Consider the following 6,523-nt stretch of genomic DNA (forward strand, 5'->3'; position numbering starts at 1 on the left):
GTGCGAGACGGCCAGTGCCGTAAACACGATGGTCAGGTGCGCTTCGATCGACTCCCGCACGTAGGCAAATATGGGTCGGGCGGCCAGGTCGCTTTTGGACATGCGAAATGACTTCTCGACGTGCCAGAGTTCGTGATACTTACCGATCACTTCGGCAGCGGGCATCTGCGCAGCGTCGATATTGGTCACGTACCCTTTGAGCCCTACCAGCCGGCGGGCTCGGGCCAGGCTGGCTTGATCGAGTGTCCGGTCGTCGCCTTTGACGGTGACGAACCGGGTGATCTTGGCCTGTTTGTCCCCCGCGACAACGGCTTTGGCGCGGGCTTCCTGCGCGTCGAGCGTTTTGCGGTCCCGCCGCGCCCGGGTCTGCTTGTATTGCCAGATCACCCGCCATGCTTTCGGATGCTCGACCGGGTCCCAGACAGGTTCGGCTTTGACCTTGTCATTGTTGACCACCGTGGCACCGCGGCGCGGGGTCACGGTGTCGATGATCTGCCCGTCATCGAATGATTCGCCGTTCCAGCGGAAGTGATTGGCCAAATCGCCGGGAGCTTTCGTCGTCCGTGATCCGACGATGAAAGAAAAGCCGGCCTTGTCAAGGGCTTTCAGGTTCGTCCACGACAACATACCGGCATCAGCGGCGATCACCATCGGGATACCGGCCAGGTTGTGGCGTTTCTGGAACCCTTCGATGATCGGCACGATCGTGGTGGTCTCAGCGGTGTTCCCCTCGAAACATCCGACATCCAGAGGGAATCCGGTACGGTCAACCAACAAGCCGACCACGATTTGCGGGTCGACGCGGCGTTCCTTCGAGTAGCCGACCTTACGCAGATCGTCTTCGTTCTCGGCCTCGAAATACAGCGTCGTCACGTCGTAGAGCACAAGGCCCAACCCGCCGCAGTCGCAGGCATAAGACACGCACTTCTTGGCGATCGCATGACGGTAGCCGCCCGATTCGACCATCCGGACGTGACGGTCAATAGTCTTGTAGGACACCAGATCTGCGCCGAGGTCTGCCAGGACACGAATCGAGTCGAGCCTGCTGGTCGGCTCGACGATACGAGCGATCACCAAATCCCGGAACACCCTATCGGCGACGGTGTCGAAACCCAGCCAGTCATAAACCCCGCCGAGAACCTCGTAGAGCAGCCGCGAACTGGTCGCGGTTGTGCGCCCAGGCCCCACTGGTGACCCTTTCGGCGCCGCCGGGGCCGGGATCAACGACGCGGTACGCCAATCTGGGACATCCTCGATCCGCTTGGGACGTGCCGGCACCTCGACCGGCAGGCTCTGCTGCTCGCCGTGCAGGATCTGCTGGGCCTCGTCGAGAAGAATCCCCAGCTCAGCATCGGTGTGCGCAGAACCAACATGAGCCAGGATCACCACCCGGCCACGGTCTTTACGTGCGACCCGCACCGCCACCGCACCCGAGCTGGTGCGTACTTTCCGCACGTACACCACCGCCCGAACCTACCCGCTTAGTACCCCAAACCACCCACCACCGCCCAAGAAAGCCCAAGTCAGCGCACTTCCGATTTCAATATCGGTCGACCATGTCCAAAGTCAGGTTACCCGTCCGCGCTATGCGGGTCCGCAAAATGACGATTCGGCACTGTGACGCCCCCCAGGCCGTAACGCGCGGTTCCGCTTGGGATTTCGCACGAATGATGGACAATTGCTAATATCCATGATGTAAGTCTGCATATTGCATCAGATGAATCAATCTCCTCGTCTCCCGTCCAGCCGCTAGGTCAAGCACTCCGTGGGCGAAATCCGCGCTGAGCAGCAGTGTCGTCATCCTCATGGCATCACGGCGCAGGTGTAGGTTTCGCCGTCCGCCGAAGGCGGGCAACCAACTGGTAGGAATGCCTGGCGTTGACGTGCAGCGATGTGGTAATGATTCATTGACTGATTCAATGATGCATCAAACGAGACCGCCTGGGAGGCCGTTTTGCCCGTCGACAAGAGTGGCCGTTTCTACGTCGTCGACTCCGTTCCGCTGCTTCACCCCGAGGCACACACGGTTCAGGAGATGCTCGACGGTTGGCGCAATCAGCAGTTGTGCCGCAACCTTGCGCACGACACCATCGGCCAGCGGATCCGGCTCGTCGAGCGATTCCTGGCGTATACCAACGAATTTCCGTGGACGTGGACCGCGGCGATGGTCGAGGAGTTCTTCAGCGACCTGCGCTCGATATCGCGCCGCAGGCAGTCGACGATCCGCGGTTATCAGAACGCGTTGCGGATGTTCTGCTCGTATGTCAGTCATCCCGACTATGGCTGGGACCGAGTGTGCGAACAGAGATTCGGCACCCACCCTGCCCAGGTCTTCTTCGAGTGGAACACCGCCGCACACGTGCAAGACAACGAACAGTCCCCGGCCAAGCGGGCGTTCACCAAGAACGAGCTGCAGGACTTCTTCGACCACGCCGACGACCAGGTCGCGTTGATCGCCGCTTCGGCACGCAAGGGCTGGTTACCGGCCTACCGCGATGCCGTGATGTTCAAGCTGGCGTACTCGTATGGGTTGCGTTTCAACGAACTTCGCCACCTGCAAACCGTCGACTTCGCCCGCAATCCGCACGGGCGCGAGTTCGGACGCTATGGGCTGGTTCACGTTCGTTACGGCAAGGCAAAACGTGGGTCCCCGCACAAACGCCGCAGTGTGCTGACCGTCTTCGGTTGGACGCCGGAGGTGATCGCCGATTGGCTGGCGCACGGACAGCGGTGCATGGATGACGGCATCGATCTGTTTCCCAGCGAGCGCGGGGCGCTGGTGTCCGAAGATACCCTCCTGCGCCGGTTCCGCCGCTACTGCAACCACCTCGGGCTCTCGGCCGGGTTGGACTTGCACTCGCTGCGCCGCTCCTACGCCACCCACCTCATCGAAGATGGTTGGGACGCCAAGTTCGTCCAGGACCAGTTGGGCCATGAACACGCCAGTACCACAGCGCTTTACACCTGCGTATCCAGCGATTTCCGCATCCGCACGTTGCGCCGGGTGCTGGACTCCACCATTGAGGACGCACTGTCGTCCAGCGAGCAGGAGGACACTTGAAACGACAAGTCGACTACGCCTGGCGGCTGGCCGAAATCATGGCCGCCCATGGCATGCACAACAGCACCGACCTGATGCCGCGGCTCGCCGAACGCGGTATCGAGCTGTCTCGGCCCCAGGTGTATCGAATCGTCCACCAACGGCCCGAACGGGTTTCACTGCAAATGATCGCCGCGTTGTGTGACATCTTCGGCTGCGGCGTCGAGGACCTCGTGACCGTCACCGCCACTGATGTGCGCCGCAAGAAAGCCACCTCGGCCACAGCAGCGCCCTCTGCTCCCAATGTCGTGGATCTCAACAAATCGGTGCGCCCGCGCCGGGCCCGGGTGATCCGCGATGACGAATAACCGTAACGGCCACGCTCGCGGACGCGGACGACCTCACGTCAAGGGAGAAATCGTGTGTACGCGCTGCGGCCGGATGTCGGTCCAGAACCGCACTCCGTCCTGGCCCGGTGAGCAACTGTGCAACAGCTGCTTTTACACGGCAATGCGCACCCACGGCGTCTGCCCCTTCTGCGGACACGAAGGCCTGCTGCCTGGACGCGCCAACCGTACCGATCCCCGGCCGGTATGTCTGACATGCGCGGGCATCCCCGAGGACTACCGATGTCGAACCTGTGACACCGAAGGCCAGATTTACCGCGGCGGTCAATGTGCGCGCTGCGCCCTGCGTGATGACCTGACGGCCCTGATCGTGGACGGAGCCGCAGATCCGGCCACGATGAGCACGATCGTAGAAATCCTCTGTGGGGTCGAGCGCCCCGAGAGCATCCTCACCTGGAAACGCTCCGCCAGAGTACGGGCCCTGCTGTCCGGCCTTTCGAGCGGCGAAATTCCCCTTAGTCACAACGGCCTCGATGCCGTCAGTCAACGCACTCAAGAGGTTTCGCATCTGCGCAGCCTGTTCGAGCACCATGGTCTACTGCCCCACCGCGATGAATACCTAGCACGTTTCGAAATCTGGCTTGCCGCCAGACTCGACGCCATCGCCGAGCCGGCCGTCCGAGCTCCCGTTGAACAGTTCGCCACGTGGCATCATCTGCACCGGCTGCGCGGCAACTCCACACCAGGGCAAGCCTCCGAAAGATCGATGCTATCGGCCAAGCAGCAAGTGACCGAGACGATCAAATTCCTTATCTGGCTGCACGACACCCACCATCGGACCGCAGCTGACTGCCGCCAGCAGGATCTCGACGAATGGCTCGCCAGCGGACCCACCACACGCCACAAAACCCGCGCATTCTTCGCCTGGGCCAAGAAAAGCAATATCAACACCTCCGTACGATTCGAAAACCAACAGCCCAAGCACGTTCCTATGCTCACCCAGGAGCAACGGTTGACCTGGATCAAGGCGCTTCTCACCGGCAACCCGGGATCCCTTCACTATCGAGTCGCCGGCCTTCTGCTCCTGCTCTACGCACAACCCCTGGTCAGAATTGCCGCATTGCCAGCCAACGCGGTCGCGGTCACTACGGACGAAGTGTTGATATCCCTCGGGGACGAACCCGTCCCCGTGCCGGAACCCTTCGCAGGCATCCTCATCGAGCTCGTACACCGCAGACCCAACCTCCGAACGGTTGGCGGTATGGTCGCGAACCCGTGGCTATTCCCAGCCCGTCGGCCCGGGAAGCACCTGGACACAATCACTTTGGTGCACGACCTCACCCGCGCGGGGGTCAACGTCCTCGCCGCACGCAACTCCGCGCTACGCACACTTGTCGCCGAAATACCCCCTCCAGTCGTCGCCAACCTGCTCGGTTACAGCCACAATTGCACCCAGCGCCACGCCCAGCTGGCGGGACAGCCCTGGTCGCGATACGTCACGTAGTGCTCGCCAAACCCCATGATGAAATGGCGACGTCGGGTATTCGAACTGTCTGAATGCCTGGCCAACTTCCACACTGGCTTCGATGTCGGCGCGATAGTCTCACGCTCGTGACGCTGCCGCTGCCGCTGCGAGTAAGTGCCATCGTTTTCGACTGTGACGGACTGCTTCTGGACACCGAATCCTGCTGGTCGCGCGCAGAGGCAGCGCTATTCGCCGACTACGGCTTCGGCTTCGGCCCAACCGAGAAGGACCTACTGATCGGGAGAACACTCGAGGCCGCTTGCAAGAACATGGCCGAATACTTCGGCCGGCCCGGCAGCGGGCCCCAGCTGCAAGCCGAGCTGCTCCCTCGCGTCGAAGCCGAACTATCCACGCGAGTCGATCCGATGCCAGGAGCGCGCGAACTCCTCGAACACCTCGACGGCCGAATCCCGATGGCCATGGCCACCAACAGCCCACGCGCGATGCTTACCACGGCGCTGGCTACCTCTGACCTAGACGATTTCTTCCAAGTGTCGATCGCTGCTGACGACGTTGCCCGTCCCAAGCCGGACCCCCAGCTCTACCTGGAGGCATTTGAACGCCTCGACGCCGCTGCGCACACAGGCGTGGCGTTCGAAGACTCCTCGACCGGAGTAGCCGCCGCACGCGCAGCCGGCACTTACCTCATCACCGTCCCATCACAGCCGGGAAAAGACCTCAACGGCGACTACATCACGACAACCCTCGGGGACGCCGTGCTCATTAACTGGGCGCAAACCGTCGGCCCCCTCAAGCGTGCACATCGCCGTGCAGTGAGCCCGGCAAACAGGGCGTCCCTGCCCGACTCTTAGCCCTAACCCACTCAGGCTCGACAGCCGCGCACGGCCCCGGGACCGTCACGCCTTTCCGTCCTAGCGGCTACACGTAAGGGTTGAATACGACGGAATCGAATATGCAGGTCTACCGGTACGCCGGCATCTTTAATCAGCGGAATCGGCATAATTCCCCGCGAATCCCTGCTGCTCAACCTGGTCTGTGATACAGCTGGTGGTGATGCCGATGGCCTGGTGGGTTTCTGCCGATCATTTCCCGGCTACATCGCCTTGAAGTCCGCTAACCGGACTTTCAGTTTCGGGGGGTGGTTGGTAGCCAGCCGCGGAGTTTCGCAGTTGCCAGATCAGCTCCGGGCAGTACTGACTCACTGCGTAGGAGATCAGATAATTCGCCGCATACTCGTCGTTGGGCGTTACGTCGTTTTTCACGTCTCCCATAACCTGCGCGAAACTCTGGCCCGCGGTGACCTTGTCGCAGATCCCGTGGCCATAACCAATGGCGTCGCCGTTCGGAAAGTTATAGTGCCGCCGCACGGTCACGTTGTACAGGTAGTCCACGTCGGGCGACGGAACGGCATGCGCCTGTGGGATTGCCGCCAGCGCGGCTCCGCTCATTGCAGCGGCGGCGACCAGGGCCATGGCAGCGGGTGACCCGCCGCGGCAGTTGGTGCGACTGCGGTACCGGCACGAAGTCATGTTTTTCCTTGAACGTGCAGTGATTGGCTGAGCTCAGTCTAGTTCCGCGGAATGTCGCGATTGCCCCCGTGTTGACCGGCACTCAGGGTGAGCATGATGGCGGCGTTGATGGTGAGGATGT

The 6,523-nt window shown here is 61.8% G+C and carries 6 protein-coding genes; 4 read left to right on the forward strand and 2 right to left on the reverse strand.

All coding sequences use genetic code 11. The features are described 5' to 3' along the window. Positions 1-1,464, reverse strand: a 1,464-nt coding sequence (locus ACFE99_RS21190; protein WP_375488371.1) for an IS1634 family transposase, incomplete at its 3' end; no start/stop codon positions are given. Positions 1,465-1,954: 490 nt separating this feature from the next. On the opposite strand from ACFE99_RS21190, the gene ACFE99_RS21195 reads away from it, so the two are divergent. The 4 genes from ACFE99_RS21195 (at position 1,955) to ACFE99_RS21210 (ending at position 5,724) form a co-directional block, all read left to right on the forward strand. Then, a complete protein-coding gene (locus ACFE99_RS21195) occupies positions 1,955-3,061 on the forward strand; it encodes a tyrosine-type recombinase/integrase (protein ID WP_375488372.1) in 1,107 nt (368 codons plus the stop codon). Continuing rightward, positions 3,058-3,408 carry a helix-turn-helix domain-containing protein gene (locus tag ACFE99_RS21200; protein WP_375488373.1) on the forward strand — a complete coding sequence of 117 codons (351 nt, stop codon included), beginning with the start codon at positions 3,058-3,060 and terminating at the stop codon, positions 3,406-3,408. The genes ACFE99_RS21195 and ACFE99_RS21200 overlap by 4 nt, the downstream gene beginning before the upstream one ends. A 73-nt stretch (positions 3,409-3,481) precedes the next feature. Next, positions 3,482-4,891: a recombinase XerD gene (locus ACFE99_RS21205; protein ID WP_375488376.1), complete on the forward strand. Its 1,410-nt coding sequence runs from the start codon at positions 3,482-3,484 to the stop codon at positions 4,889-4,891. Between the two features lie 107 nt (positions 4,892-4,998). Then, positions 4,999-5,724, forward strand: coding sequence for an HAD family hydrolase (locus ACFE99_RS21210; RefSeq protein ID WP_375488374.1), 726 nt, complete (start codon positions 4,999-5,001; stop codon positions 5,722-5,724). A gap of 231 nt (positions 5,725-5,955) precedes the next feature. Here the strand turns inward: ACFE99_RS21210 and ACFE99_RS21215 are convergent, their stop codons facing one another. Continuing rightward, complete coding sequence (locus tag ACFE99_RS21215) at positions 5,956-6,345, reverse strand: DUF732 domain-containing protein (RefSeq protein WP_375488375.1); 390 nt, start codon at positions 6,343-6,345, stop codon at positions 5,956-5,958. Between the last annotated feature and the right edge of the window lie 178 nt (positions 6,346-6,523).

The organism is uncultured Mycobacterium sp. (assembly GCF_964249325.1).
GTDB lineage: Bacteria > Actinomycetota > Actinomycetes > Mycobacteriales > Mycobacteriaceae > Mycobacterium.